The sequence below is a fragment of the Rhizobium sp. P40RR-XXII genome (assembly GCF_012641405.1).
Classification (GTDB): Bacteria; Pseudomonadota; Alphaproteobacteria; order Rhizobiales; family Rhizobiaceae; genus Rhizobium.
Genome location: NZ_JABAII010000052.1, coordinates 1 through 687, shown reverse-complemented (window position 1 = coordinate 687; position 687 = coordinate 1). Strand labels below are relative to the sequence as shown.

Genomic DNA, 687 nt, shown 5'->3' with positions numbered 1-687 from the left:
GCCCGCCTGCTGGCAGAGGAGAAGGTCATTTTTCGCAAGGCGGAGCGCGAGGGAACGGAAGCCCATTTCCAGCGCCTGCGGCAAGGGGGCATCGAGACCGCCGAGACCAGCTCGCTTCACCTCGATCTGTTGCGCGATCTCAAGCAGATCAATTCCCACCTGGTCGCCGCCGCTGCCTATCCCGTTTTGGAAGAGCGCGGCGAACTCCTGCAGAGCCGGACGCCAAGCCCGGTCCCACAGGCGGCCGTGACCGCGAATGACTAAAAAGACCTATCTTAGCCGTCTGGCCGGTGAGGCGGACAAACTTTTCGCCGGCCGGTCCATCGAACAATATGGCGCGATCTGTTACCGGCGAGCGCAGGGGCAGGAAAATGTCCAAATCCTGCTGATCACCTCGCGCGACAGCGGCCGATGGGTCATTCCCAAGGGATGGCCGATGGACAGGAAACTTCCGCATCAGGTCGCCGAACGCGAAGCCTGGGAAGAGGCAGGCGTCAGAGGAAAGGCCAGGAAGAAGCGCTTCGGCTACTACACTTATCTCAAAGTCCTCGGCACCGGCGAGACCGTTCCCTCTATCGTTCAAGTCCATCTTCTTGACGTCGCCGAATTGGTGGAGCGCTTTCCGGAGCGCGGTCAGCGCCAGCTGCAATGGTTCTCGCCCCACGAAGCGGCCGCCCATGTCCGCGA

At 61.9% G+C, this 687-nt stretch carries 1 protein-coding gene and 1 pseudogene; both read left to right on the top strand.

Annotation, left to right across the window (positions count from 1 at the left end; genetic code table 11):
• A pseudogene (locus tag HGP16_RS33715) lies at nucleotides 1-264 on the top strand (Na/Pi cotransporter family protein); the annotation flags it as partial.
• Nucleotides 257-687, top strand: a 431-nt coding sequence (locus HGP16_RS33710; RefSeq protein ID WP_168844266.1) for an NUDIX hydrolase, incomplete at its 3' end; no start/stop codon positions are given. The pseudogene HGP16_RS33715 and the gene HGP16_RS33710, both read left to right, overlap by 8 nt.